The organism is Brevibacterium sp. CS2 (genome assembly GCF_005280295.1).
Taxonomy (GTDB): domain Bacteria; phylum Actinomycetota; class Actinomycetes; order Actinomycetales; family Brevibacteriaceae; genus Brevibacterium; species Brevibacterium pityocampae.
In genome coordinates this window covers 115,428-141,025 of sequence record NZ_CP040020.1, presented here as the reverse complement: position 1 = coordinate 141,025, position 25,598 = coordinate 115,428, and the positions used below count along the sequence as shown (strand labels likewise).

Here is a 25,598-nt window from a genome sequence, read left to right as displayed (position 1 = left end):
GCCGGCGCCCTCAGCGCTCGACCCCGAGCGCGCGCTTCATCGGGGCGAGCTTCGCCTCGGTCTCGGCGAGCTCGGAGGCCGGGTCGGAATCGGGCATGATCCCGGCGCCGGCGAACAGCCTGATCCGGTTCGGCGCCTCGAGCTGACCGCAGCGCAGCGCGATCCCGAACTGGCCGTTGCCGCGCTCGTCGATCCAGCCCACGGGCCCGGCGAAGCGGCCCCGGTCCGCGTCCTCGAGCTCTTCGATGACCTCGAGCGCCCGGTCCTTGGGGAAGCCGCCGACCGCCGCGGTCGGGTGGACCGCCCGGGCGACCTCGAGCGCGGTCGGGCAGCCGTGATCGCCCCGGCGCAGCGTGCCGTGGGCGTCGGAGGCGAGGTGGATGACGGTGGCGAGCTGGAGCAGATGGGGCTCGGCGTCGACGTGGAGGTCCTCGCTCACCGTCGACAGGCTCGCGGCGAGCGAATCGATCGCGAAGGCGTGCTCGCTCGAGTCCTTCGCGGAGCCCAGCTGGGCGCGGGCGGCGGCGATCTCCTCGGCCGGATCGCCCTGCACCTGATAGGTGCCGGCGAGCACCCGGGAGGTCACCTGCCCGTCGGTGACGCCGATGAGGAGCTCCGGCGTGGCGCCCACGAGCCCGGCGACGTCGAACGTCCAGCAGGTCGGGTAGGCGGAGTTGAGGCGGCCGAGCACGGCGCGCACATCGATCTCCTCGTCGGTCTCGACGACCTCGTCGCGCGCGAGCACGACCTTGCCGAGCGGCTCCCCGGCCGCGGGCCCGGCTCCGGCGGACGTGCCGCCCCCGGTCGAGGCGCCCGCCCCGGCCGGTGTGCCCGGTGCGCCGTCCGCTCCCGCCTCGGCTCCGGCTCCCGTGCCCGCCTCGGCGCGGAGGCGCTCGACGGCCCGGGCGACGATCTCGACGTAGTCCTCCGGGGTGACATAACCCGGCCGGGTCCGCGGAGCGCGCGGGGGAGCGAGCGGCGTGTGGGAGAGCGCGAGTCCGCCGGCGTCCTCGGGATCCCCGGGCGTGGTCACGGCGGTCAGCCACACCCGGCCGTCGCGGCGGCCCATGACGAAGCGCGGGATGTCGATGACCGAGGCGGTCGCCGAGTGTGCGGAGAAGGCGAGCGCGGCGAACCCGATGAGCCCGGAGCCCGGCAGCCCGACCTCGTTGTCGACCTCGGCCGCGGCGGCGATCTCCTGCCAGGCCGCGGACAGCGCATCGAAGCGGTCCGGCCCGGCGGCGCGCAGGCGCAGCGCCCGGCCGATCCCCACGAGACCCGCGGTGCCGCGCACCCAGCAGCTGAAGCCCGATGGCGGGAGCTGGGCGAGGAACTCCTGGGGGCTCGCCGGCAGGCCCTGCACGAACGGTCGGGGAGCCTGCGGGCTCACGCCGTCGATGAACCACGAGCGCACCGCGAACCCGGGTGCCGGGGCCGGCATGCCGGCGGTGACGTCGAAGGTCTTCATCGCCCTCGATCCTAACCGGGACGCCGATCGGCCGGGACGCCGATTGGCGCGCGGGTGCGCTCCCTTGAGACCATGGGACGCATGACTCGCGCGCGGCTCGACAAGAAGAAGACCGATATGGCGTCGATGTTCGACGGCGTCGCTCGGCGCTACGACATCACCAACGATGCGATGACCTTCGGTCTCGCCCGACTGTGGCGCCGGGAGATCACGAAGTCCGTGGACCCGCGGCCCGGCGACCGGATCCTCGACCTCGCCGCCGGCACCGGGGTGTCCTCCGTGCCGCTCCAGCGCGCCGGCGCCCAGGTGGTCGCCGGGGACATCTCGGAGGGGATGCTCGACGTCGGCCGGCAGAAGCACCCGGAGATCGAGTTCGTCTACGCCGACGCCACGGACCTGCCGTTCGACGACGATTCCTTCGACGCCGTGACGATCACCTACGGCCTGCGCAATGTGCAGAACCCGGAGCTCGCCCTCCACGAGATGCTCCGGGTCCTCAAGCCCGGCGGCCGCCTCGTCATCGCCGAGTTCTCCACCCTCGAGTCCGCGCCGCTGCACACCGTGTACTCGGAATACATCATGGCCGCGCTGCCGGCGATCGCCCGCGCCGTGAGCTCGAACCCCGACGCCTACGTCTACCTCGCCGAGAGCATCCGCGAGTGGCCCGACCAGGTGACGCTGGCCCATCTCATCCGCGACGCCGGATTCGACCAGGTGAAGTACCGCAACCTCACCGGCGGGATCGTCGCCGTCCACCACGCGCTCAAGCCGCAGGCCGGGGCCGAGGCGCCCGCCGCACCGTCCGCTGCCCGCAGCGACTCCGACGGATCCCGCGCCGACGCCGGCGATACCGGCCCCCGGAGCGGTTCCGACGACGCCCCTGCCCGCGACAGCGCCTCCGACGGCGACCACGACGTCGAGGTCCGGCTCGCAGTCGAGGCCGCGGACGCCCGCCCGGAGCCGGGTGCATGACCACCACCATCGACGCCGACGTCATCGTCGTCGGCGCCGGACCGGCTGGCTCGACGGCCGCGGCGCACCTCGCCCGCGCCGGGCTCGAGGTCGTCGTCCTCGAGAAGTCGTCCTTCCCGCGCGACAAGGTGTGCGGCGACGCCCTGACCCCGCGCGCCGTCCAGGAGCTCGATCACCTGGGATTCGCGACCCCGGAGGCGTCCGGCTGGCACCGCAACCGGGGGCTGCGGCTGATCGGCGGCGGCCACCGGCTCGAGATCGACTGGCCCGAGGTCCAGGGAGTCCCGTCCTACGGGCTCACCCGCGCCCGCTCGCGCCTCGACGAGGAGCTCGCCCGCCACGCCCAGGCCTGCGGCGCGCGTCTGTTCGAGCAGGTCCACGCCTCGGAGCCGGTGTTCGGCGCCGACGGCTGGGTGCGCGGGATCAAGGCGACCGGGACTGACCACCGCGGTCGCAAGGTCGGGCCCGAGGCGCTGTTCCGGGCGCCCACCGTGATCGCCGCCGACGGGGTGTCCGCGCGGATGGCGATCGCGCTCGGCATCGAGAAGCGCGACGACCGGCCGATCGGCGTGGCCGTGCGCACCTACCACTCCTCCCCGCGGCACTCCGAGGCCTACCTCGAGAGCTGGCTCGAGCTGCGCGCCCGCACCGATGCCGGTGCGCTCGGCGAGCCGATGCCCGGCTACGGCTGGCTGTTCCCCATGGGCGACGGCACCGTCAACGTGGGCCTCGGCATCCTCGACACCTCGCCCCAGTTCGGGAAGGTCGACTACCGGGCGGTGCTCCGCGACTGGATCGCCGCGATGGGCGAGGAGTGGTCGATCGGGGAGGAGACGCGGCTCGAGCCCGTGCGCAGCGCCGCCCTGCCGATGGCCTTCAACCGCACCCCGCACCTCAAGCAGGGCGTGCTGCTCGTCGGGGACGCCGCCGGGATGGTCAACCCGTTCAACGGGGAGGGCATCGACTACGCGATGCTCAGCTCCCGGCTCGCCGCCGAGGTCGTCGCCACCTACGCCCGGTACCCGGAGCGGATCCGGCGGGAGAAGCTCGCGGAGTACCCGGCGCTCGTGCGCGGACACCTCGGGAGCTATTTCACGCTCGGCCGGGTGTTCGCCGCGCTCATCGGCAGGCCCGAGATCATGGCGCTGGGGATCAAGTACGGTATGAGTGTCGACACCCTGATGCGTTTCGTCGTCAAGCTCTTGGCCAATCTGTATCAGGACTCGGCGGTGCGCGAGCGCGATCTGTACGATCGCCTCATCACCGCTCTGACGACCGTGGTCCCCGCGACCAGCAATGACTGAGCAGCGAAGCGATGACTGAGCGCCGCGCCCCACAGCGCGCGGCGCCCGAGCCCCTGAGGACGATTGAAGAGGACATGACGAACGCCGCCGAGACCTCGCCCACCCCGGTGGAGCACGGCACGCGCGAGGCGCGGCCGCTGACCCCGGCGGCGTTCGTGCAGGCCGACTCCGCGCTCGCGGAGCGGCTGGCGGACCGACTGGTGCGGATCGAATCGCTCCTCAACGCGGTCGTCGAGCAGGCGAGCGCGCTGCCCGACGAGGCCTGCCACCACCTGCTGCGCGCCGGCGGCAAGCGGGTGCGCCCGCTGCTCGTGCTGCTCGCCGCGGAGTTCGGGGAGTCCGACCGGGTCGACGTCGACCGGGCCGCGGCCGCCGTCGAGCTCATCCATCTCGCCACCCTCTACCACGACGACGTCATGGACGATGCGCCGATGCGCCGCGGGGCGCCCGCCGCCCACACGGTGTGGGGCAACAGCGTCGCGATCCTCACCGGCGACCTGCTGTTCGCCCGTGCCTCCCTGCTGACCTCGCAGATGGGGACGGCCGCGGTGCGGCTGCAGGCGGAGACCTTCGAGCGCCTCGTGCTCGGCCAGCTCCACGAGTTCACCGGGCCCGCCGACGGCATCGACCCGATCGACCACTACCTCGAGGTGCTCGGCGACAAGACCGGGTCCCTCATCGCGGCCGCCGGCGAGTTCGGGCTGCGCTACTCCGACGCCCCGGGCGAGCTCATCGCCCCGCTGCGGGAGTACGGGGAGAAGGTCGGGGTGGCGTTCCAGCTCGCCGACGACCTCATCGACCTCGTGTCCGACGGTGCGAAGTCCGGCAAGACTCCGGGCACCGACCTGCGCGAGGGCGTGGCGACCCTGCCCGTCCTCTACGTCCGGCAGGACGCCCGGGCCGGTGACGCCGCCGCCCGTGAGGTCGTCGCGCTGCTCGAGGAGGACCTGGGCTCGGACGCCGCGCTCGAGCGCGCCCGGCAGGCCCTCGTCGCGCACCCTGCCACTGCCCGGGCCCGGCGCGCCGCCGAGGCGTGGGCCGAGGATGCCGTGGCCGCGCTCGCCCCGGTGCCCGACGGCGAGGTCAAGGACGGGCTCGTCGAGTTCGCCCGCTCCGCCGTCACCCGCGCCGCCTGATCCTGCAGGGGTGCACCCGGCCCTGCGCTTCACTCGGCTCTGCTTTCCCAGGTCGATCCAGTGCGGTTACCCTCGGGTATCCGCACTGAGGTGACCGCGGAACGCCCGCGACCACACTGGAGTGTCCCCGGAACGCCCGAGGCCCCTACCGTCGCGCCTGATCCCAGCTCCGCGCCTCAGCCGGCTCCGCGCCTCGGCTGGCCCCGCGCTTCAGCGGCGGGGGCGGCGGCGGGAGGCGCGGACCATGTCCACGGTGAGGATCGCGACCGCGGACCAGATGATGAAGAAGCCGATCCAGCGGGCGGTCGACATCTCCTCCCCGAGCACGGTGACGCCGAGGATGAACTGCATCGTCGGGGTGATGTACTGCATCATCCCCACCCAGGACAGCGGCACCCGGCGGGTCGCCGCCCCGAACAGGATGAGCGGGATCGCGGTCACCGGCCCGAGCGAGAGCATGATGAGCGTGTGGCCCACCCCCTCGGTGCCGAAGTGCGAGTTCCCGCTGAGCACGAACCAGGCGATGGCGGCGAGCGCGAACGGGGTGAGCACGGTGGACTCGACGGTGAGCCCCTCGAGCGCGCCGACCCGCCCGCCGACCTTGTTCTTGATGAGTCCGTAGAGGCCGAAGGAGAACGACACAAGCAGCGCCAGCCACGGCACCTGGCCGTAGCCCACCGCGATGACGACGACGGCGATCGTGCCCACGGCCATCGCGACCCACTGGAGAGGTCGGAGCTTCTCGCCGAGGAACACCACACCGAGGAACACGGTGACGAGCGGATTGAAGAAGTAGCCGAGCGAGATCTCGATGACGCGTTCGAGCTGCACGCCGAGCAGGAACCCGAACCAGTTGATCGCGACGACGAAGCTCGCCAGCGCCAGCGTCCAGAACACACCGCGGTTCCGGAACGCCGTGAGGACCCGGCCGTAGCCGCGGGCGGCGGTGAGGAGGAGGACGCAGGTGACGAGCGACCACACGATCCGGTGGGCGAGGATCTCGACCGGGCCGGCCGGCTGGGCGGCGGCGAAGATCAGCGGCATCCCGCCCCAGAACAGGTACCCCGAGAGTCCGAGGATGAGGCCCGCTCTGCGCCGTGCGGACTCGTCGTCCGGGATCTCTGGGTCATTCACATCGGCAGTCTAGTGACTATCTGCACAGTGTGCTGTGACTTCGGTGATTTCGGACACTTCGGTTCGCCCCGATTCCGCGCCCTCACTAGACTGGGTGGCTGACCGAAACGAAAGGTTGTGAGAATGACACGTCCCCTCCGGGTGGCCATCATCGGCGCAGGTCCAGCAGGGATCTACGCGGCCGACCTCCTCACCAAGGCCGAACGGGACTTCGACGTCAGCATCGATCTCTTCGAACGGCTCCCGGCCCCCTTCGGACTCGTGCGTTACGGCGTGGCACCCGACCACCCGCGCATCAAAGGCATCATCAACGCACTCATCAAGGTCCTCGACCGCGGCGACATCCGGCTGTTCGCGAACGTCGAGTACGGCACGGACATCACGCGCGAGGAGCTCCAGCGCCACTACGACGCGGTGATCTTCTCGACCGGGTGCTTCATCGACGCCAAGCTCGACATCCCGGGCGTCGACCTCGACCGGTCCTACGGGGCGGCGGACTTCGTCAACTGGTACGACGCGCACCCCGACGTGCCGCAGACCTGGCCGCTGGACGCCGAGCGCGTCGCGGTGATCGGCAACGGCAACGTCGCCCTCGACGTCGCGCGCGTGCTCGCCAAGCAGGCCGACGACATGCTCAGCACCGAGATCCCGGACCACGTGTACGAAGGTCTCAAGCAGTCGCGGGTCACCGATGTCCACGTGTTCGGCCGGCGCGGTCCCGCGCAGGCGAAGTTCACGCCGCTCGAGCTCCGCGAGCTCGGTCACGTCAAGGACGTCGACATCATCGTGTACCCGGAGGACTTCGAGTTCGACGAGGCCTCGATGGCGACGATCCATTCGAACAATCAGGTCAAGCAGGTGACGAAGACGCTCACCGACTTCACCCTGCGCGAACCCACCGGCGCCCCGCGCCGTCTCCACCTGCACTTCCTCCACGCGCCCGTCGCGGTGCTCGGCGACACGGGCGTGACCGGCCTGCGCACCGAGCGCCAGGAGCTCGACGGCAGCGGCGGCGTGACCGGCACCGGCGAGTTCACCGACTGGCCGATGGACGCCGTCTACCGGGCGGTCGGCTACTTCGGCACCGCCCTGCCCCAGCTGCCGTTCGACGACCGGCGCGGCGTCATCCCCAACCACGAGGGACGGGTCGCGGACACCCTGCGCCAGGCCGACGCCGCCGAGGCCCCCGTGCTGCCCGGCGTGTACGCCACCGGGTGGATCAAGCGCGGGCCCGTCGGCCTCATCGGCCACACCAAGGGCGACGCGCTCGAGACGATCACCCACCTCATCGCCGACCGCGCCGCCGGCGGCCTGCCCGAGCCCGAGGCGCCCACCGAGGACGCGATCATCGAGCTGCTCCGCTCGAAGTCTGTCGACTTCGTCGACTGGGAGGGCTACCACCTCCTCGAGGCGGCGGAGAAGGCGCTCGGCGAGCCCCACGGGCGCGAGCGCATCAAGATCGCCACGCGCGAGGCGATGCTCGCCGAGGCGCGCCGGGCCGTCGTCGCCGCCGACGAGACCGTCGGCTGAGTCGGACTCAGCACCGCACGGCACCGCACCGGAACATGACAGGGCCGGGACGAGGATTCCTCGTCCCGGCCCTGTCGGGTCCGAGCCCGCGCCTCGGCGGCGGTCCGGCTCAGCGGTAGTTGGCGAACTGGAGATCGACGTCGAGGTCCTTGCCCTTGAGGAGGGCGATGACGGCCTGGAGGTCGTCGCGCTTCTTCGAGCTCACGCGCAGCTCGTCGCCCTGGATCTGGGCCTTGACGCCCTTGGGCCCCTCGTCGCGGATCGTCTTGGAGATCTTCTTCGCGTTCTCCTGGTCGATGCCCTCCTTGAGGCTCCCCTCGATCCGGAACTCCTTGCCGGAGGGGAACGGCTCGCCGGTGTCGAGCGACTTGAGCGAGATGCCGCGCTTGACGAGCTTCGACTGGAAGACGTCGAGGACGGCCTTGACGCGGTCCTCGCTCACCGCCTTCATGAGGACCTTCTCGCCGGACCACTCGATCGAGGCCTCGGTGCCCTTGAAGTCGTAGCGGGAACCGATCTCCTTGGCCGCCTGGTTGAGCGCGTTGTCGGCCTCCTGCCGGTCCACCTTGGACACGATGTCGAACGATGAATCACTGGCCATTGCTGCTCCTCGCGATGGGGGATGTCGGTCGACGGCCAGTCTAGTGGGCGCGGTTTGGCGTTTTCCGGGAGGGCCTAGTATTCTTCCATAGGTGCTCGGCGAAGAATCGGCGGGCGCGCAGCATTGGCAGGTTGCCCGAGCGGCCAAAGGGATCTGACTGTAAATCAGACGGCTTCGCCTTCATAGGTTCGAATCCTATACCTGCCACAGCTCGGACGGCCCCGGCCCGGTGGAGACACCGGACCGGGGCCGTCGTCGTCCGCCGCCGAGGGGCGGCCCGGCCCCCTCACCCGCCCGCACGGCCACGCCCGCAGCGCCCCGCTCGCGTGCGGTCCGCGCCCGGCCGGACGCCGACTCGCGCCCGCGCGCGATTCCGATAGTGTGGCCGTATGCACGCACCCATCCAGAGATACCTCGACACCGTCCACGAGAGCCTCCTCGACATCCGCGGCGGGTCCACGAAATCGTCGAACACCGTGCTCGCCTCCCAGGACCCCAACCTGTGCGGGCTGGCGATGACGACGTCCGACGGCTTCACCTACACGGCCGGCGATGCCGAGGTGCCCTTCGCGATCCAGTCGATCTCGAAGGTCTTCTGCTACGCGATCGCGCTGCAGGACCGGGGCTTCGCCTACATGGACTCGAAGATCGACGTCGAGCCCTCCGGCTCGTCCTTCGCGGACCTGTCCTCGGAGTCCGGCAGCGGCCGGCCGAAGAACGCGCTCATCAACATCGGCGCGATCGCCGCGACCGGGCAGATCCTCCCCGAGCGCGGCAGGACCGTGTTCGACAAGATCCTCACCGTGATGTCCGCGTGCGCCGGCCGCGAGCTCGAGATGGACGAGGACGTCCACTCGCAGGACAGCCAGGGCAGCGCCCACAACCGCGGCCTCACCTGGTTCCTCTCCTCCTGGGGCATCCTCGAGGGCGATCCCAACCCCGCGCACGACGACTACACCAAGCAGTGCGCGATCGCCGTCACCGCCCGGGACCTCTCCGTCATGGCCGCCACGCTGGCCAATCGCGGCGTCAACCCGGTGACGCAGGAGCGGGTGTTCGACACCCGTGTCGTGCAGCGGGTGCTCTCCGTCATGCTCACCTGCGGCATGTACGACGACTCCGGGGACTGGGTGGCGAGCGTCGGCCTGCCCGCCAAGAGCGGCGTGGGCGGCGGCATCATCTCCGTGCTGCCCGGCCAGCTGGGCCTCGCCTCCTTCTCCCCGCCGCTCGACGAGCACGGCTCGAGCGTGCGCGGGCTCGCCGCGCACCGGCAGATCTCGAGCGACCTCGAGCTCCACTTCGTCCGCACCTTGAAGGCCGGGCTGTCGACCATCCGCTCGAACGAGACGATCGACAAGACCCCGTCGACCACCCGTCGCCCCGAGGCCGCTGAGAAGGTGCTCGCCGAGCACGGCCACCAGGCGCACGTCGTCGAGGTCATGGGTGACCTGCTGTTCTCCGGTGCGGAGGTGCTCTCCCGCGAGGTCGCGAAGTTCGGCGACGACACCGAGTGCATCGTCCTCGACCTCAGCCGCGCCGACGACATCGCCGAGGTGTCCGTGCGCCAGCTGTCGCGCATGGCGCGCGCGCTCGACGAGGTCGGGGTCGCCCTCGGCCTCGTCGACCCCGACGACCGGCTCAGCGAGCTCATGGTCCCGGTGGAGATGGACGTCGAGATCTTCGGCTCCCGCAACGAGGCGCTGACCTGGGCGGAGAACCGGATCCTCGAGGAGTACGGCGACGCGGACTGCTTCCCCGACGAGGAGGCCGACCGCCCCACCCTCATCGGCTCGATCGACCCCGAGTTCCGGGAGAAGATCGCCGAGCACCTCGTCGACGAGGAGTACGCCGCCGGCGACGTCATCCGCCGGATCGGGCAGAAGTTCGACGGGATCCGCTTCATCACCTCGGGCACGGTCCACACCCTCTCCCCGGCCGACCGCGGCCGGGAGGTCGTGTCGATCCTCACCGCGGGCATGTCGTTCGGGGAGCTCTCCCTCAACGACCACTTCAAGCAGCCCTTCACCGTCAAGGCCGTGACCGACACGGAGATCAAGCTCCTGCCCAAGGACGCGATCGAGAAGATGATGGAGACCGACCCGATCACGGCCTCGCACCTGTGGCGGGCCATCGCGGTGGAGGGCTACGCGCGGCTCGGCCAGGTGCTCCGGGGCCACAGTTGAGATTCGCCGAGTACCTCCGCGCACAGCGGGTGGCCGCGGCACCGGGCCGGGACGACCGGCCCTGGGTCATCGCCCACCGCGGCTACTCGGGTGCCGCGCCGGAGAACACCCTGGCCGCGGTCGACGCGGCTCGGGCGATCGGCTGCGACTTCATCGAGGTCGACCTCGGGATCAGCGGGGACGGCACCCCGATGGTGCTCCACGACTCGACCCTCAACCGCACGACGACCGCCACCGGCACGATCGCGCAGATGAGCGACGAGCGGATTTCGCTCGCCGATGCCGGGTCCTGGCTGGGGCCCGGTTTCGCCGGCCAGCGGGTGCCGAAGCTGCGGACCCTGCTCGCCGACCTCGCCGAGCACGGCGGCAGGCTCCTCCTCGAATTCAAGGACGACTGGTCCCCGGGGGCGGTGTCCCAGGTCGCCGCGGACATCATCGAGACCGGGATGGCCGACCGGATCATCATCCAGAGCTTCTCCGTGCGCACCCTCGAGGCCGCCCGTGACCTCATCCCCATGGTCCCGCGCTGCCTGCTGCGCCTCATGCCGCGCGACGGCGACGTCGAGCTCGCGCACGCCCTCGAGGTCATCGGCTACAACCCCTCCGAGCGCGGCTTCTTCGCCCGCCGTCAGCTCGCCGAGGAGTTCATGGAGCTCGGCTTCGGGATGTTCGTGTGGACCGTCGACGCGCCTGCGGTGTGGGAGCGGCTGCTGGGCTCGGGGATCTCCGCGATCATCACCAACCACCCGGGACGACTCCAGGGCTACCTCGCCGCCAAGTACGACGCGGTGTGACAGCGGGGCGAGCGCGCGGAACCGTCGGCGGTCGGGACCGGTGACGTCGGCGCACCGACCCGGTGACGCTCTCGCCGCAGCTGTGCCGGAACCGGAACACCCCGGCCCGGCCATGGACCGCCCCGCGTCATAGAGTGCTCAGTATGCTCATCCGACCGCTGTCCTCCGTGGAGCCCGCCCACCGCGGCGCGCGCCGTGCCCCGGTGCTCCGGAGGCTCCTCGTGACGGCTGCGTGCGCCGTCCTCGGGGCCGGATCCGTCATCTCCGCCGTGCCCGTGACGCCGACCGTCGCAGCCCCGGCCCCCACCGCCGAGGCGCCCGCCCCGAGCCGGACACCCGCCCCGGACGAGGGACCCGACGAACAGGCCGCCGGCGCCTCGGATGAGACCGAGCTCGCTGAGTCCGCCCGGCAGTGGTACATCGACGGCTACGTCGAGCGCATGGGGGAGGCCTGGGACGACGGCGAAGTTTTCACCGACAGCGCCACCGCTGCGTTCTGGGACGAGAGGCAGCGCGGGATCGTCGACGATGCGCTCGCCGAGCTCGAATCAGATGTCCCCTCGGTGTACATCGGGCTGATGAATCGCTTCCCGTCCCGCGATCGCACCGGAGAGCAACTCAGTGGGGACACGTCGGAACGGATGCTCGAGGAGATCCTCCTCGCCGACGCCGAAGCGCGTGCCATCGAGACCGCCTACTACGTCCTGTGGAACTCGGATGCTGAGCTCTACACGATGGGATTCTCCGAGGGGGTCCTCACCCGCTCTCTCACGAAGGAGAGGGTCCCCGAGCTCAATGCGGAGGTTCCGGGCCCGGCGATCCACTACGCGATCCGCACCGGGCTCGATCACGCAGAGGACCCCGCTGCGAACGACATCGAGAGGCTGACCTCCGCGGCCCAGGATGTGCGACCCGAGCACGCCGCCGTCGATCGGGTTCCGCTGTTCCCCGTCTTCCACACCATCGTGCTCATCGGGGTGGGCGGACTCCTCGGTGCCGGCTACCTCGTGCTCGGCGGGATGATCCGCTCCGGCGCCGAGGTCCTCGGCTCCCTGCTGTTCGGGCGCCGGGAGAAGCGGCGCGCCCGCGCGGCGGCGGACTCCGTCGAGCAGCTGCGCGACCTCAATCGGATGCGTGACCGCGCTATCGGAGCACGCCTGAGCTTGCGCCGGCGCGAGCCGCTGCCGGGCGATCTCGGCGCGGCCGTCGACCGGCTGCCCGCACCGGGCGACACGACCAACCCGCTCGTATGGACCGCATGGACGGTCCTCGACGACGAGGCGCGCGGGCGCCGTCGTGAGCGGTGTTTCTTCCTCCCGCACCTCGAGGCCCAGGAGCGGCGGACCTGGGACGGCTTCGGCGGCGACATCGAGGTGCCGGTCTCGACCGTCATCGCCCAGGAGCTCGCGGCCGGGGAGGCGCCCGACTTCCTCTCGGACAGGGGAATCGCGCAGGGCCGTCCCTACTGGCAGGACGAGGATTCGCCGTTCGCGCTCAGCGGCTTCGGCGCGTTCGGTCCGCTGAGCACGGCGCTCGCCTCGGCGTCCGAGGGCTGGGAGCCCTCGCCGGGATTGTTCGAGAGCCCGTCCGAGTTCGAGGCGGCGTTGAGCGCGGCCGACGAACAGGATCGTGCCCGGAAGGGTCATCGAACAGGCGGTCGCAAGACGGCTCCGAGGAGCGCACCGGTGCGTCCCTGGCTGCCTGCGTGGATCCACATCACAGCCGTCTCGCTCGTCATCCCGGTTCTCGTCACGGGGCTCGGGTGCCTGTACGAGCAGAATCGGCGTGCGGGCATCGCTTCCGTCGCCTCGCCGGCCCACCTGCCGCTCGTCGCCCTCGAGGGCGAGGTCGACACGACACGGGTCGATGCCGCGGCCCGGGCCGTCGAGGAGGACGGTGTGTACATCGATCCCACCCAGCGGCTCGGGTACGCTCCCGAGGACGAAGAGCGCTTCGCCCGCCTCGTCGCCGAAGCCGAGGACCCGGTCGCCGTCGTGGTGATCGACTTCGAGAGCACCGACGCGTACCGCGGCGGGTCCACAGGCTTCGAGCTCGCACTGCACGACCGGATCCCGGAGGACACCACCCTCGTGATCGCGAGCAGCGGCTTCGTGCAGCTCAGCCGCTACGAGGCGATCCCGCGCTACGACGGCGGGGAGGCCGAGCTCCGTGAACGCACCGCCGACCTGCCGGTGCGCGACGTGGTGAAGGAGTACATCACTGCGCTGCCCGGCATCGGGTGGTCGGAGACGCGGGACCCGGAGACCGAGCACCGGAACTTCTACGACTATCAGGCCGAGGAATACGAACCGGGGCCGTTCCCGGGTACCCCGGAGTACTTCGACCGGGTGCGGACCTCGGTGATCAGCTCCGGCGCCGTCGCGCTCGTCCTGCTCATCATCGGCGGTCTGGTGTTCGGCCGCGCATACCTCGACAACACGAGAAGGAAGTGAGGATCCGGTGGGACGCTTGCTTGCAGCCGCGGTGCTGACCGAAGCACTGCTCGGAGGCGGCCCTGTGCTCGCGGCGGCGGTGGAGGCCCCGGACCGTGCCGCAGTGGTCGCTTCCGCGGGGAGCGCGGAAGCGGCGGAGGGCACGGCCGAGGATTCCGGAGCCCCCGAGCCGACCGATGCGGAGAGGGTCGAAGAGCTCTTCGAGGGCACCGAGACGACACTCGAGGCCGCGGTGCGGATCGCCGCGGAACTCGACGAATCCCCTCTCTACGTCGACGAGGCCGCGGCGGATCGCTATCCGCAGGCCACCCTGGACGTGTTCGAGGAGAAGGTCGCCGCGACCGAGCACCCGACCTATCTCGTTCTGCTCGGGGTGACCGATTACGCCGATTCCCGCGACCTTCCCATGCTCATCGCGCAGGCGCACGGCGGCGAGGGCGCCTTCATCGTCGTGCCCGCCGACGGGATCCTCCGGCACACCGTCGAACTCGCGGACCTCGACGCGCATCTGGCCGTCGAGCAGCAGTTCGACCGATGGCATCACGATCCCGACTCTCGGGTGTCGAGCGTCGAATGGCTCAACGATGTGCTCGATCGGCTGGCTGACCCGCAGTACGAGGAGTACGAGCCGCCGCTGTCGGACCGGATCCGCCAGGCGATCACCTACCACCCGGTGCGCTCCGCCGTCATCGCCGGGGTGGTGCTCGTCGGGCTCGTGGGCGGGGTCTGGTTCCTCGCCCGGAGGCGTCCGGTGCGCACCCGCAAGTACCGGATCCCCGACAGCGTCATGGCCGCGGCCAGGGACTCCGACCGCAGCAGGATGCGTCGCGTGCTCGGCCAGGACGCGCTGCGGATCGCGGAGAAGCTCGAAGCGCTGCAGACGGAGGGGCTCAGCGCCGAGCAGTCGGCGACCGTGCAGCGCGGGCTCGACGCCTTCGGCCTGGCACGGCGCATCGCCGAGGACGAATCCGCGGCCGAGGACGACCTCGTGGGCTCGCTCGTCCTGTTCGACATCGCAGAGCGGTCTCTCGAATCGGTCGAGCGCCAGCGCTCGGCGCGGCTCACCGGCGGCCGGCCGCTGCGCGGGCCGTGCACGGTGAACCCGCGCCACGGCGAGGCGCACAAGGTGGGGAAGGTCACCGCCGGCGGCGGTCGCGGACTCACCGTGCCGATGTGCGCCAGGTGTGCGCTCGAGCAGCGCCGCGGCCACCCGCTCCAGTGGCTGCGCGTGGACGGCGCCCCCTACCCGGACCGCGACACGGTGTGGGCGCGCACCCTCTACGGTGCGACCGAGGCCGACCTCGTCGAGGAGGTCATCCGCGCCCGCGCCATGCGCTGAGCCGGTGCGAAGACGGTGCATCCGGGCCTCCTGATCGCTGTGTGAGACCCCGGTTCAGCCGATTTTGCGTTCACGGAATCGGGTGTGTAGAGTGTCTTCTCGTTGCCCCAATAGCTCAGTCGGCAGAGCGTTTCCATGGTAAGGAAAAGGTCAAGGGTTCGATTCCCTTTTGGGGCTCTCGTACGAATCACGATTCGTGCCGGGGCGGGGTAGCTCAGCTGGTTAGAGCGCACGACTCATAATCGTGAGGTCGCGGGATCGAGTCCCGCTCCCGCTACAGAACAGAAGGCCCATCGGCATCATGCCGATGGGCCTTCGTCGTCCCCTCTTGACCTCGCGCCGTCGTCCGGGCAGACTAAAGTCACTATCCTGAACGTTCGCTCGGTCGATTGAACCCGACGCGGAGGTGCATCGCAGCGCATCGATCTCGAGGAGGAGACGCGATGGGAGCCGACGGCCCGACCGCAGCCCACCCGCCGCAGGCGGACAGCAGCCGGCCGACTGCCAGCACGCACCTCGCCCGCGCCTTGTCCCGGATCCTCGGCACCCCGGTCCACGAGGTCGCGGTGAGCACACTGGCCGGGGGAGCGAGCCGGGAGATCCTCCGGTTCGACGCGCGCACCACCGACGGCACCCGCACCTGCGTGCTCCGGGCGGACCATCGCGGGAACGAGGCGCCGGAGGCGAACGCCTCCGAGGCGGCCGTGCTCGCCGCCGCCGGCCACGCCGAGGTGCCCTGCGCGCGCCTGATCCACGACGACACCGCCGGAGAGCTCATCGGCACGCCGGCCCTCCTCCTCGAGCACGTCACCGGGGAGGCGATCGCCCGTCGGATCCTCCGCGACGAGCGGTTCGCCGCCGCCCGTACCGCGCTGCCCGACGACCTCGCCCGCGCCGCAGCCCGGATCCACGCGATCGACCCGGCCGCAGTCGCCCGGGCTGAGCTGACCCGCCTGAGCGATCCCGTCGAACGGCTCGCCGCGGACTACCGGGAGATCGGCATCGTCCGCCCCGTCATCGAGGTCTCTCTGCGCCGGCTCGCGGAGACCCGGCCCCCGGCCGGGGGCGAATCCCTGGTCCACGGCGACTTCCGGCTCGGGAACCTCATGGTCGACGAGTCCGGACTCGCCGCGGTCCTCGACTGGGAGCTCGCCCACCTCGGCGATCCGGACGAGGACCTCGGCTACCTCTGCATGCGGGCCTGGCGGTTCGGCGGACCCGGAGAGGTCGCCGGCCTCGGCGACCTCGATGCCTTCCTCGACGCCTACGCCGAGGCATCCGGTCGCCGCCCCGACACCGCCGCGGTCCGCTGGTGGCAGGCCCGCGCCACCCTGTGGTGGGCGATCGGCACGCTGCGGCAGATGCAGCGCGCCCATGAGGAGCACCCCAACGAGCTCGAGCTGCTCGCGATCGGCCGACGCTGTGCCGAGCAGGAGCACGACCTCCTCCGCCTCCTCTTCGCCGATCACCTCGCTCCCGCACCCGAGGCGCACTCAGCAGCGGAGTCCATCCCGACCGGATCCGGGGGGCCGGCCCCGGCCGTGACCGCGGACGCCGCCCACGGGGTGCACGCCGCACCGAGCGGCCCGGCGCTCACCGCCGATGACCTGTTCTCCGCGCCCACCGCCGACGAGCTCCTCGGCGCGCTGTCCCGCTGGCTCACCCGGGACGTCGTCGCAGGCGACGGCTCCGTCACCGCGTTCCGCGGCCGGGTGGCACGCAACGTCGTCGACCTCGTGCGCCGGCAGCGCAGCCTCGAGCCCGCGGCGCTGGCCGAGGTCTCCGCCGGCCTGGCACGTCTCGGCGTCGCCGGCGAGCACGGACTCGCCCAGCTGATCCGGGAGGGTGCCGACCCTGCCGAGGCCGCCGCGCTCGTCCCCGTCCTCGACACCGCCACCCGCTGGCGCCTGCGCACTTCCAACCCCGCTCACCTCCAGGAGACCTGACATGGACTACCGCCTGCCCGACCACCTGACGACGCTCATGGGAGAGCTCGACACCTTCATCGAGACCACGCTGCGCCAGCTCGAGCAGACCGACGACAACATCCGGTTCTTCGACCACCGCCGGGAATGGGCGCGCACCGACTGGGACCGGGGCGGCATCCCGCGCACCGACTGGGAGGACCTCCTCGGCACCGCGCGGCGACTGGCCGACGAGGCCGGCTTCTACCGCTATCACCTGCCGAAGGACGCCGGCGGCTCCGGCGGCACGAACTACGACATGGCGGTGCTCCGCGACTTCCTCGCCGCCAAGGGCCTCGGGCTCCACTGCGACCTGCAGAACGAGCACTGCATCTTCGGCAACAACGTGGGGCTCCTCCTCATGCACGCCTACGGCTCGCCGGAGCAGCAGGCGGAGTGGAACGCCGGCCTCGCCGACGGCAGTCGCCATCTGGCCTTCGGCATCACCGAGCCCGACCACGGGTCCGACGCCACCCACATGGAGACCACCGCGACCCGCACCGCCGACGGCTGGCGCATCAGCGGGGAGAAGATGTGGAACACTGGCGTCCACACCGCCGAGCGCGACATCATCTTCGCCCGCACGAGCGGCGAACCCGGCGACGCCCGCGGCATCACTGCGTTCCTCGTGCCCACCGACGCGCCCGGATTCGAGGTGCTCGAATACGTGTGGACCTTCAACATGCCCTCCGACCACGCCCACATCCGTCTCACCGATGTGGAGGTGGGCGACGCCGACATCCTCGGCGAGGAGGGTCGCGGGCTGCAGATCGTGCAGCACTTCTTCAACGAGAACCGGATCCGGCAGGCCGCCTCGAGCCTGGGCGCGGCGACGTACTGCATCGAGGAGTCGGTGGCGTACGCGCAGGAGCGCGCGCCGTTCGGCAAGCCCCTGGCGTCCAACCAGGCCATCCAGTTCCCGCTCGCGGAGCTCCACGCCCGGGCGTCCTCGCTGCGCTCGTTCATCCGGGAGACCGCGTGGCTCATGGACACCGACGGCGCGTTCTCGGTCTCCGACCGGGTGTCGATGGCGAACTACCTCGCCAACCGGCTGTGCTGCGAGGCCGCCGACCGGGCGATCCAGGTGCACGGCGGCATGGGGTACTCGCGGAAGAAGCCCTTCGAGCATATCTACCGCCACCACCGCCGCTACCGCATCACCGAGGGCTCCGACGAGATCCAGCTCCGCCGGGTCGCCGGCTACCTCTTCGGGTTCATGAAGACCCGTGCCCCCAAGGGCGTCGACGCCTGAGCCGGGCTCCCGACCCTGTCAGTCCCGCAGCTGCCGTCGCAGGATCTTCCCCGTCGCCGTCTTGGGCATCTCCTCCATGATCTCCACCTGGCGCGGGTACTTGTACGCCGCCATGTTCGCCCTGCAGTGCGCGATGAGCTCGTCCGCATCCGTGCGATGACCGCTCTTGAGGGTGACGAACGCCTTGACGGTTTCACCGCGGTAGGGGTCGGGGACGCCGACCACTGCGGCCTCGCTCACCGCGGGGTGGCCGTAGAGGACGTCCTCGACCTCCCGGGGCCACACCTTGTACCCCGAGGCGTTGATCATGTCCTTCTTCCGGTCGACGAGGTAGAACCAGCCGTCCCCGTCGACGAACCCGACGTCGCCGGTGCGCAGGTACTCGCCGTCGAAGGCCTGTGCGGTCGCGTCCGGATTCTCCCAGTACCCGGACGTGATCTGCGGTCCGGCGCTGAGGATCTCCCCGTACGCGCCCGGCTCGCAGTCGTCCCCGTTCTCATCGACGATCCGGGACCGGGTGCAGTAGATCGGCTGACCGACGGACAGGGCTCCCGAGGTGGGATCGACGGGAGCCTTCTCCCCTCGCGGGACGCTGTGCGTCGGCGAGGACGTCTCGCTCATCCCGTAGATGTTGTGGACGTACGCCCCGAAGATCCCCTCGAGACGGTCCGCGAGCGCCGGGGCGATCGGGGCGCCTCCGGAGAAGATCGTGGTGAGGGAGTCGAAGTCGCCGTCCTCCTGCGCCGGGCTGTCGGCCAGCGCCATGAGCGCGGTGATCGCGCCGACGGCGAAGACCGGTCGCCGCCTGCGGATCGACTCGAGCATGACCGCAGGATGGAACCGGTGGCTGAGGACGAGCGGGCTCCGGGCCCGGATGGCGAGCATGATGTGCCCGACCATCCCGGTGATGTGGAACAGCGGAGCGATCCCGAGCACCGGCTGCCCCGGTTCGAGCCCGGTGATCTCGAGGTAGCTCTCGGCGTTGAACACGAGGTTCCCGTGGGTGTTCTGCGCGCCCTTCGGCTTCCCGGTCGTGCCCGAGGTGTACGTCAGGACCGCGATGTCCTCGGCGGAGATGTCGGGAGGCACGGACTCCTCGCGCCGCTCCTGCGAGAAGATCGACTCCGCCGACAGGACGTCCGCACCGAGCTCCTCGCCGACCCGGGCCTCGGAGATCTCGACCTCCTCGCCCTGCTGCGTCCACTGCGTGTGCCCACCGACGACGGTGAGGACGACGGCGGTGTCGCCGACGACGTCCTGCGCCACAGCGCGGTACAGGCTCGGGATCGTGACCAGGACGCGCGCCCCCGAATCCTCGAGCTGATAGCGCAGCTCGCGGGTCGTGTTCATCGGGTTGATCGGCACCGCGATCCCGCCGACCTCGAGCGCGGCGATGAGGCCGACGACGAAGATCGGATCGTTCTGCGTGTACAGCGCGACCCGGTCGCCGCGCCCGACTCCCGCACGGCTCAGCTCAGCGGCGAACGTGCGTGCCCGGTCATCGACCTCCGCGAACGTCCATGTCGCGTCGAAGCTGTGGAGGAAGGGGCGGTCGCCGGCCTCGTCCACCGCGGCCCGCCACATCTCGACGACGGTGGAGTACGGCGAGGCGATCGGAGTGGAGAACGGCTTCATCGGATCACCACGGGGTTGACCGGTGAACCCGTCGCCCGGTGGATCTTGATCGGGGCGGCGGTGTAGAGGAAATCCCACCGGTTGTCGGCGGCGCACGCGGCCGCGAGCTTCTCGAGGTCGCAGATCTCGGTGAACACCACTCCGAGATTGCGCATGAGGGCGTTGTGGAGGATGAGGGATGCTCCGGTGTTCGGATCCGTCGTCACCTCGTTGGCGATCGTGTCGGTCACGAGGTTCGGGATCTCGGTGTCGTGGAACCACTCGACGAGTTCCGGGGAGTACGCGAGCCCGGGTTCGCAGAAGTCCTCGTAGAACGCGTCCCCCTCGTCGAAGAAGCGCTGGAGGTGGTTCGTCCGGATGACCAGGATGTCGTGCTTCTCGATCGTCACACCCTGGGATTCTGCGCATTCCAACAGGTCGTCGCGGCCGAAGGTGCGCCGGGATTCGATCGAGTCGACCCCGAAATGCCGTGCCATGTCGAGGAGGACGCCGCGACCGACCACGCCACGATCACCGATCGGTTCGACGCTCGCCTTCTCCATTCCTCCGATGGTGGTGCGTGCGTCGTACCCGTTCCACAGCTGCCCGTCGTACCACACGTGTCCGAGCGCGTCGTACTGTGTGGAGCCCTGGAGGAACGCGAGGAGCTTGTCATCCGCGTAGTGCAGACCGCCCGGGAACTGCGGGGCGTCCTCCCCGTCCCAGGTCGACTCGTCGAGGATCATCTCCCGCTGGGCCGGCTCGCGGCCGGGGAAGACCGGGTCCCCCTTAGGGTCGCCGATCAGCCGCTGCAGAGTGTGGACCTCGCCCGAGACGACGCTGCGAACGCCGCGGAGGACTTCGTCCTTGGTTAGGTAGTTGAGGGAGCCGATCTCATCGTCAGGGCCCCACTTGCCCCAGTTCTTCGGGGCGTCGGCGAGAATCTCAGTCAGGTCAGGAACGTTGGTCATGGCGTCATTGCCTTTCGCGTTTCGACTGCATCTTCACAGATCCGAACGAGCGCTAACTCGAACGGGCCCCCAGACTATGCGGGGTGCGAGTTTTTGTGAAGCTGCGGGGAGTGAGAGCGGCACACGAGTGTTAGGGTTTTTAGCATGACTAAAGACACTGCGGCACCGGCGGAGAGCGGCGAGCTCGGACGGCGCGTCCGCGCGGCCCGCAACTCCGCCGGCCTGACCCTCGAACAGGTGAGCACGCGGATCGGCGTGAGCCCGGCGACGCTGTCCCTCATCGAGCGCGACAAGGTCTCGATCACCGTCGACCGGCTCACCGACATCGCCGCCGCCCTCGACATCGAGCTCGACGCCCTCGTGTCCGGCTCCGCGGTCCCCACCGCGGGCGGGTCCCGCACCGACAGCCGGCACGACCACACGCTGCCAAAGGTGCTCGAGGCGGCCATCACCTGCTTCAACCGCTGGGGCTACCACGGCACCTCGATGCGCCAGATCGCGCAGGAGGCCGGGGTGAGCGTCGCCGGCGTCTACCACTACTACGAGAGCAAGCAGCAGATGCTCGTCGCGATCCTCGACACCACGATGGCGAACCTCATCGAGGGCGTCGAGGGCGTGCGCGCCAAGGTCGCCGACCGCCCGCCGGAGGAGCGCTTCGCCGCCGTCGTCGAGGCGCTCGCCTACTACCACGCGACCGCGCGGAGCAAGGCGTTCATCGGGGCGAGCGAGATGCGCAGCGTCGAGGAGCCGCACCGCACCCGCATCGCCGAGCTGCGCCGCTCCGTCCAGCACATCATCGACGAGGAGGCCGCGGCCGGGGTGGAGACGGGCGTGTTCACCGTCCCCGACCTCAAGATCGCCAGCCGCGTCGTGGCGAACATGTGCACCTCGCTCGCCCAGTGGTACGACCCGAGCGGACCGGTGAGCCCGGAGTCCGCCGCCGCCGACCTCGCCGACTACGCCGTCGCGATCATGCAGGTGGGCCCGCGCCGCTCCGGCTGATCGGACTCCACGCCGAGCTGCGGCGCCGCGGAGTGACGCGGCTCGCACCATCCCGGACCCGTCCGACATGAAGGCGGGGGCCGTCCGCCGATAGACTGCCAGGACCGAGACCGCCGGGTCCGGGCGCCGAGCGCCCGCTCCGGCGGGCCAGACCACCAGAAGGAGCAGCATGGCAGTGAACACGGAGCTGCAGGGCTCGAGCTATCCGCTCGCGCAGCCGTTCGAGGTCACCCGCGAGGCGATCGCCCAGTTCGCCCGCGCCACCGGTGCGAACAGCCGGTCCCACTTCGATCCGGAGTCCGCGGCCCAGTTCGGCTACTCCGACGTCGTCGCCCCGCCCACCTTCGCGGTGATCCCCGCCCAGCGCACCGAGGCTCTCTACATCACCCGGCCCGACGCCGGCATCGACTTCGCCCGGGTGGTCCACGGCTCGGAGCAGTTCACCTACACCCGTCCGATCGTCGCCGGGGACGTGCTCGCGGCGACCTGCCACGTCGACGGCATCCGCGAGGCCGGCGGCCACGCGATGATCACCACCCGCACCGAGCTCACCACCGCGGACGGCGACGAACCCGTCGCCACCGTGGTCTCGACCATCGTCGTGAGAGGAGAGGACGCATGAGCGACCAGCCCACCGGAGTCCCGCGCGAGGAGTACCGCCCCTCGCCGTCCGACATCGCCCCCAAGCTCGCCGACCTCCAGGTCGGGCGCACCGTCGTCACCGCGAGCATCCCGCTGTCCCGCGCGGACCTCGTCCGCTACGCCGGGGCCTCGGGCGACTACAACCACATCCACTGGAACGAGCGCTTCGCCCGCGAGGTCGGCCTCGAGAACGTCATCACCCACGGCATGCTCACCATGGGCTCGGTGATCTCCCGGATCGCCGAATGGGCGGTGGACCCCGGCGCGATCGTCGACTACCGCACCCGGTTCACCTCCCCGGTCGTCGTGCCCGATGCGGAATCCGGCGCGCCGGACACCCCGACGACCTCGCTGGAGATGACGGCCTCCGTCGGCGCCGTCGACACCGAGGCCGGCATCGCCCGCCTCGACGTCGAGGTGACCTCCGGCGGCACGAAGGTGCTCGGCCGGACCCAGGTCAAGGTCCGCCTCTCGTGAACCTCGCCGAGCTCACGACCTTCCGCGTGGGTGGGCCGGCCGACACCGTCACCGAGGCGCCCACCCGGGGCGCGCTGGCCGAGTTCTGCGCCGCCCACCCGCTGCAGGCCGGCGGGCCGCGCCCGGACGTGCTGTTCGTCGCCGGCGGCTCGAACCTCCTCATCGGCGACGCGGGGTTCTCCGGACCCGTCTGTCTCATCCGCTCCACCGGGGTGCAGATGCACGAGGTCACCCCCGACGAACGGCTCCTCACCGTCGAGGCGGGCGAGAACTGGGACGCGTTCGTCGCCGACACCCTCGCTCGCGGCCTCACCGGTCTCGAGGCGCTCTCCGGGATCCCCGGCACCGTCGGCGCCACCCCGGTGCAGAACGTCGGCGCCTACGGGGCGGAGGTCGCCGAGTCGATCGAATCGGTGCTCGTGTTCGACCGGATGAGCGGCGACGAGCTGCGCCTCGACCGCACCGACCTCGAGTTCGGCTATCGCACCTCGCGCCTCAAGCGCACCGCGGCGAACACCGGGGCGGTGCAGTTCGTCGTGCTCGCCGTGACCTTCCGGCTCGGCGTGTCCCGGCTGTCCGCCCCGGTGCGCTACACGCAGCTCGCCCGCGCGCTCGAGGTCGACCTCGGTGAGCAGGTCGACACCCGCGAGGTGCGCGAGGCGGTCCTCGCGCTGCGCGCCTCCAAGGGCATGGTGCTCGACGACGCCGACCACGACACCTGGTCCGCCGGCTCCTTCTTCACCAATCCGATCCTGCCCGCCGACGCCGCACTCCCCGCCGAGGCCCCCGTGTACCCCGTCACCGACCCGGTGACCGGCGCCCGCGACCCGCGCCTGGTCAAGACCTCGGCGGCATGGCTCATCGACCGGGCCGGGTTCGGCCGCGGATTCGGGCTGGGGGAGCGGTCCACCCTGTCGCAGAAGCACACGCTCGCCCTCACCAACCGCGGCGATGCCCGCGCCGCGGACATCCTCGAGCTCGCCCGGCACATCCGCGCCGGAGTGCGCGAGGCGTACGGGATCACGCTGGAGCCGGAGCCCAACCTCATCGGGTGCAGCCTGGACGCATGAGCCCTCTCCTCACCCGGACCCCTCCCGGTGGGCGCCCGGGGCGGCGGACGCACCGATTCGACGAGCCGCGCGACATCGCCCGCACCCTGTTCCGCGTGCTGCCGGGCCTCGGGGTCGTCCTCGCCTGCCTGCTGCTCGTCGCGCCGTGGGCCGTGCTCACCGCCCGGACCGAGGCGAACTTCGGCCCGCACATGGCCGAGTACTCGCTCACCACGGATGCCGCGGTGACGATCGACCTCGGGGCGCTCGGCAGCGTGCGGATGCCGGCGGCCGAGCTGCTCCCGTTCGGCCTCGGCGCGCGCATCGACGTCGGCGAGATCCCGGCGGAGTCCGCGCTCGGCGGCACCACCCTCGACGCGCTCGGGGAGGACGTGTCCGCATACGCGACGTTCTTCTCCTCACCCGAGGGGCAGTTCCGGATCGTCGCCCGGGGACTCGCCGCCGACGCCCTCGCCAGGGAGGCCGGGGCCGGGCTCGGGCTCGCCGCCCTCATCGGCGTCGTCGTCGTGATGCGCGGGCCGCCGGACCGCAGCACGCCGCGCTCGCGGCGCCGCACCACCGCCGGACTCGCCTCCGGCACCGCGCTCGCGTGCCTGCTCGCCGTGCTCCTCGTGCCGATCCAGCGCCCGCAGCCCATCACCGCCAACCCCGCCTTCGCCGGCACCCCGCTCGCCGGGGCGGAGGTCACCGGTCGGCTGTCCGGGGTGATCGACGAGGCGGTGGGGCTGGTCGACGGATTCATCGAGGACAACGACGCGTTCTACGACCAGGCGCTGGCCGCGCTCGACACCGCCTGGACCGAGCGCCCGTTCGACGCCCGCTGGTCGGCGGCCGCCGCGCTCGTCCCGCCGCCGGACCCGCGGACCGGCGGACACAGCGGCGAGGTCGTCACCGCGGTGCTCGGCTCCGACCTCCACTGCAACGTCGGCATGGCCCGGGTCGTCGGGGACGTGGTCGTGCGCACCGGGGCCGACCTCTACCTCGACGGCGGCGACATCACGATGACGGGCACCCCGGCGGAGAACTACTGCGTCGACGCGCTCGCCCACCAGCTGCCGGACCGGCTGCCGCGCGTCCTCATCAAGGGCAACCACGACTCCCTCGACACCGCTCGGCACGCGGCGAGCACCGGCTGGACGGTGCTCGCCGACGGCACCGTCGAAATCGCGGGGCTGCGGATCCACGGCGGTCCGGACCCGCGGCGGACGGTGTTCGGCGTCTCCGAGCCGGTGCTCGAGACCGGGGAGACCGCCGCGGAGTTCGGCGCACGGATGGCCGCCGAGGCGTGCGGGGCCGAGGCCGACATCACCCTCATCCACGACCCCCGGCACGCCCAGCCGGCGCTCGAGACCGGGTGCGTGCCGTTCGCGCTCAGCGGCCACTGGCACCGCCGGGTCGGCCCCGAGCCCTTTGCGCGGGGCATCCGCTACGTCAGCTCGACGACCGGTGGGGCGCTCGCCGACGCTCTCACCCCCGGCCCGCTCAAGATGCCCGCCGAGCTCAGCATCATCCGCTTCGACGCGGACACCGGGGCGCCGCTCGACCTCCAGGTCGTCACCGTGGACATGGATGCCGGGGTGACCTTCTCCGCCCGCGAGACCGTGCCCCGGCCCGGCCCCTGGGCGCCGGCCGAGGATCCCGAGGCCGGGGCGCAGGCGGACGGCGGGCCGTGAGGAGGGTGCCGACGGGCAG

The 25,598-nt window shown here is 71.1% G+C and carries 19 protein-coding genes, 3 tRNA genes and 1 pseudogene; 18 read left to right on the top strand and 5 right to left on the bottom strand.

Features of this window, described 5'->3' with window-relative positions; translation table 11 throughout:
• Window positions 1–10 precede the first annotated feature (10 nt).
• A complete protein-coding gene (locus FDF13_RS00680) occupies window positions 11–1,468 on the bottom strand; it encodes an isochorismate synthase MenF (RefSeq protein WP_254668842.1) in 1,458 nt (485 codons plus the stop codon).
• An 81-nt stretch (window positions 1,469–1,549) separates the two neighbouring features.
• On the opposite strand from FDF13_RS00680, the pseudogene FDF13_RS00675 reads away from it, so the two are divergent.
• From FDF13_RS00675 to FDF13_RS00665, 3 genes and pseudogenes are all read left to right on the top strand, one after another.
• Window positions 1,550–2,239 (top strand): annotated as a pseudogene (locus FDF13_RS00675) (demethylmenaquinone methyltransferase); the annotation flags it as partial.
• A 197-nt stretch (window positions 2,240–2,436) separates the two neighbouring features.
• A complete protein-coding gene (locus FDF13_RS00670) occupies window positions 2,437–3,744 on the top strand; it encodes a geranylgeranyl reductase family protein (RefSeq protein WP_137318010.1) in 1,308 nt (435 codons plus the stop codon).
• 11 nt (window positions 3,745–3,755) lie between these two features.
• Window positions 3,756–4,880 carry a polyprenyl synthetase family protein gene (locus tag FDF13_RS00665; protein WP_254668841.1) on the top strand — a complete coding sequence of 375 codons (1,125 nt, stop codon included), beginning with the start codon at window positions 3,756–3,758 and terminating at the stop codon, window positions 4,878–4,880.
• A gap of 210 nt (window positions 4,881–5,090) precedes the next feature.
• On the opposite strand, the gene rarD is transcribed toward FDF13_RS00665, so the two are convergent.
• The gene (gene rarD / locus FDF13_RS00660; RefSeq protein ID WP_254668840.1) at window positions 5,091–6,014 is read right to left on the bottom strand and encodes an EamA family transporter RarD; all 924 of its coding nucleotides are present in this window, start codon (window positions 6,012–6,014) and stop codon (window positions 5,091–5,093) included.
• 123 nt (window positions 6,015–6,137) lie between these two features.
• Here rarD and FDF13_RS00655 point away from each other — a divergent pair, with 123 nt between their 5' ends.
• Window positions 6,138–7,544 carry an FAD-dependent oxidoreductase gene (locus FDF13_RS00655; RefSeq protein WP_137318009.1) on the top strand — a complete coding sequence of 469 codons (1,407 nt, stop codon included), beginning with the start codon at window positions 6,138–6,140 and terminating at the stop codon, window positions 7,542–7,544.
• 109 nt (window positions 7,545–7,653) lie between these two features.
• Here the strand turns inward: FDF13_RS00655 and FDF13_RS00650 are convergent, their stop codons facing one another.
• Window positions 7,654–8,145, bottom strand: a complete 492-nt coding sequence (locus tag FDF13_RS00650) for a YajQ family cyclic di-GMP-binding protein (protein WP_137318008.1) — start codon at window positions 8,143–8,145, stop codon at window positions 7,654–7,656.
• Between the two features lie 125 nt (window positions 8,146–8,270).
• Between FDF13_RS00650 and FDF13_RS00645 the strand changes: the two genes are divergently transcribed.
• From FDF13_RS00645 to FDF13_RS00605, 9 genes are all read left to right on the top strand, one after another.
• Window positions 8,271–8,352, top strand: a tRNA-Tyr gene (locus FDF13_RS00645).
• 182 nt (window positions 8,353–8,534) lie between these two features.
• On the top strand, window positions 8,535–10,328 hold the full coding sequence (gene glsA / locus FDF13_RS00640; RefSeq protein WP_137318007.1) for a glutaminase A: 1,794 nt from the start codon (window positions 8,535–8,537) through the stop codon (window positions 10,326–10,328).
• Window positions 10,325–11,122: a glycerophosphodiester phosphodiesterase family protein gene (locus FDF13_RS00635; protein ID WP_137318006.1), complete on the top strand. Its 798-nt coding sequence runs from the start codon at window positions 10,325–10,327 to the stop codon at window positions 11,120–11,122. The genes glsA and FDF13_RS00635 overlap by 4 nt, the downstream gene beginning before the upstream one ends.
• 143 nt (window positions 11,123–11,265) lie before the next feature.
• The gene (locus FDF13_RS00630; protein WP_137318005.1) at window positions 11,266–13,575 is read left to right on the top strand and encodes a hypothetical protein; all 2,310 of its coding nucleotides are present in this window, start codon (window positions 11,266–11,268) and stop codon (window positions 13,573–13,575) included.
• Window positions 13,576–13,582: 7 nt separating this feature from the next.
• Complete coding sequence (locus FDF13_RS00625; RefSeq protein ID WP_137318004.1) at window positions 13,583–14,914, top strand: hypothetical protein; 1,332 nt, start codon at window positions 13,583–13,585, stop codon at window positions 14,912–14,914.
• Window positions 14,915–15,018: 104 nt separating this feature from the next.
• Window positions 15,019–15,091, top strand: a tRNA-Thr gene (locus FDF13_RS00620).
• 26 nt (window positions 15,092–15,117) lie between these two features.
• Window positions 15,118–15,191: transfer RNA gene (locus tag FDF13_RS00615), tRNA-Met, on the top strand.
• Window positions 15,192–15,357: 166 nt separating this feature from the next.
• A complete protein-coding gene (locus FDF13_RS00610) occupies window positions 15,358–16,860 on the top strand; it encodes a phosphotransferase (RefSeq protein ID WP_137318003.1) in 1,503 nt (500 codons plus the stop codon).
• A gap of 1 nt (window position 16,861) precedes the next feature.
• The gene (locus FDF13_RS00605; protein ID WP_137318002.1) at window positions 16,862–18,130 is read left to right on the top strand and encodes an acyl-CoA dehydrogenase family protein; all 1,269 of its coding nucleotides are present in this window, start codon (window positions 16,862–16,864) and stop codon (window positions 18,128–18,130) included.
• 18 nt (window positions 18,131–18,148) lie between these two features.
• Here FDF13_RS00605 and FDF13_RS00600 read toward each other — a convergent pair whose 3' ends face one another.
• Window positions 18,149–19,765, bottom strand: a complete 1,617-nt coding sequence (locus FDF13_RS00600) for a class I adenylate-forming enzyme family protein (protein WP_137318001.1) — start codon at window positions 19,763–19,765, stop codon at window positions 18,149–18,151.
• Window positions 19,762–20,715 (bottom strand): cyclase family protein, encoded by a 954-nt coding sequence (locus FDF13_RS00595; protein ID WP_137318000.1) that lies wholly within the window; start codon window positions 20,713–20,715, stop codon window positions 19,762–19,764. Before FDF13_RS00595 ends, FDF13_RS00600 begins: the two co-directional genes overlap by 4 nt.
• Before the next feature lie 144 nt (window positions 20,716–20,859).
• Here FDF13_RS00595 and FDF13_RS00590 point away from each other — a divergent pair, with 144 nt between their 5' ends.
• From FDF13_RS00590 to FDF13_RS00570, 5 genes are all read left to right on the top strand, one after another.
• The gene (locus FDF13_RS00590; RefSeq protein ID WP_137317999.1) at window positions 20,860–21,717 is read left to right on the top strand and encodes a TetR family transcriptional regulator; all 858 of its coding nucleotides are present in this window, start codon (window positions 20,860–20,862) and stop codon (window positions 21,715–21,717) included.
• A 169-nt stretch (window positions 21,718–21,886) separates the two neighbouring features.
• Window positions 21,887–22,339 (top strand): MaoC family dehydratase N-terminal domain-containing protein, encoded by a 453-nt coding sequence (locus FDF13_RS00585; RefSeq protein WP_137317998.1) that lies wholly within the window; start codon window positions 21,887–21,889, stop codon window positions 22,337–22,339.
• Entirely contained in the window at window positions 22,336–22,836 is a 501-nt protein-coding gene (locus FDF13_RS14905; RefSeq protein ID WP_137317997.1) for a MaoC/PaaZ C-terminal domain-containing protein, read from the top strand. The genes FDF13_RS00585 and FDF13_RS14905 overlap by 4 nt, the downstream gene beginning before the upstream one ends.
• A complete protein-coding gene (locus FDF13_RS00575; RefSeq protein WP_217494873.1) occupies window positions 22,833–23,906 on the top strand; it encodes a UDP-N-acetylmuramate dehydrogenase in 1,074 nt (357 codons plus the stop codon). Before FDF13_RS14905 ends, FDF13_RS00575 begins: the two co-directional genes overlap by 4 nt.
• Complete coding sequence (locus FDF13_RS00570; RefSeq protein ID WP_137317995.1) at window positions 23,903–25,579, top strand: metallophosphoesterase; 1,677 nt, start codon at window positions 23,903–23,905, stop codon at window positions 25,577–25,579. The genes FDF13_RS00575 and FDF13_RS00570 overlap by 4 nt, the downstream gene beginning before the upstream one ends.
• Window positions 25,580–25,598: the final 19 nt, after the last annotated feature.

What these genes read in the sequence shown, in the direction of transcription:
- FDF13_RS00650 (WP_137318008.1), bottom strand. Translation starts at nt 8,145, where the DNA reads ATGGCCAGTGATTCATCGTTCGACATCGTGTCCAAGGTGGACCGGCAG.
- FDF13_RS00585 (WP_137317998.1), top strand. Translation starts at nt 21,887, where the DNA reads ATGGCAGTGAACACGGAGCTGCAGGGCTCGAGCTATCCGCTCGCGCAG.
- FDF13_RS00630 (WP_137318005.1), top strand. Translation starts at nt 11,266, where the DNA reads ATGCTCATCCGACCGCTGTCCTCCGTGGAGCCCGCCCACCGCGGCGCG.
- FDF13_RS00570 (WP_137317995.1), top strand. Translation starts at nt 23,903, where the DNA reads ATGAGCCCTCTCCTCACCCGGACCCCTCCCGGTGGGCGCCCGGGGCGG.
- FDF13_RS14905 (WP_137317997.1), top strand. Translation starts at nt 22,336, where the DNA reads ATGAGCGACCAGCCCACCGGAGTCCCGCGCGAGGAGTACCGCCCCTCG.
- FDF13_RS00610 (WP_137318003.1), top strand. Translation starts at nt 15,358, where the DNA reads ATGGGAGCCGACGGCCCGACCGCAGCCCACCCGCCGCAGGCGGACAGC.
- FDF13_RS00670 (WP_137318010.1), top strand. Translation starts at nt 2,437, where the DNA reads ATGACCACCACCATCGACGCCGACGTCATCGTCGTCGGCGCCGGACCG.
- FDF13_RS00665 (WP_254668841.1), top strand. Translation starts at nt 3,756, where the DNA reads ATGACTGAGCGCCGCGCCCCACAGCGCGCGGCGCCCGAGCCCCTGAGG.
- FDF13_RS00595 (WP_137318000.1), bottom strand. Translation starts at nt 20,715, where the DNA reads ATGACCAACGTTCCTGACCTGACTGAGATTCTCGCCGACGCCCCGAAG.
- FDF13_RS00680 (WP_254668842.1), bottom strand. Translation starts at nt 1,468, where the DNA reads ATGAAGACCTTCGACGTCACCGCCGGCATGCCGGCCCCGGCACCCGGG.
- FDF13_RS00655 (WP_137318009.1), top strand. Translation starts at nt 6,138, where the DNA reads ATGACACGTCCCCTCCGGGTGGCCATCATCGGCGCAGGTCCAGCAGGG.
- FDF13_RS00590 (WP_137317999.1), top strand. Translation starts at nt 20,860, where the DNA reads ATGACTAAAGACACTGCGGCACCGGCGGAGAGCGGCGAGCTCGGACGG.
- FDF13_RS00605 (WP_137318002.1), top strand. Translation starts at nt 16,862, where the DNA reads ATGGACTACCGCCTGCCCGACCACCTGACGACGCTCATGGGAGAGCTC.
- glsA (WP_137318007.1), top strand. Translation starts at nt 8,535, where the DNA reads ATGCACGCACCCATCCAGAGATACCTCGACACCGTCCACGAGAGCCTC.
- FDF13_RS00600 (WP_137318001.1), bottom strand. Translation starts at nt 19,765, where the DNA reads ATGAAGCCGTTCTCCACTCCGATCGCCTCGCCGTACTCCACCGTCGTC.